The organism is Mycetohabitans sp. B2, assembly GCF_021733735.1.
GTDB lineage: Bacteria > Pseudomonadota > Gammaproteobacteria > Burkholderiales > Burkholderiaceae > Mycetohabitans > Mycetohabitans rhizoxinica.
On the sequence record NZ_JAHKSP010000150.1, the window covers coordinates 1 to 321 of the forward strand.

At 56.4% G+C, this 321-nt stretch carries 1 protein-coding gene; it reads right to left on the bottom strand.

Annotated elements, in window-relative coordinates; all coding sequences use genetic code 11:
- Positions 1-321, bottom strand: a 321-nt coding sequence (locus KPG66_RS17165) for a DDE-type integrase/transposase/recombinase (RefSeq protein WP_237071650.1), incomplete at both ends; no start/stop codon positions are given.

Genomic DNA, 321 nt, shown 5'->3' on the forward strand with positions numbered 1-321 from the left:
AACTTGCCGTTGAACGATTCGATGTAAGCATTCTGCGTCGGCTTGCCCGGCTGAATCAATTTCAAGCTTACCCCGTTAGCATACGCCCATTGATCAAGCGCCCGGCCCGTAAATTCCGGTCCCTGGTCCGTTCGCAGTGCTTTTGGATAGCCTCGGAAACGCGCGGCGCGCTCCAACACTCGCGCGACATACAAGCCGCACATGCCGTAGTCCACCATGATATCCACGGCCTCCTTGGTGAAATCGTCCACGATGGTCAGGCACTTCAGACGCCGTCCATTGGACAGCGCGTCCATCACAAAATCGATTGACCACACCTGG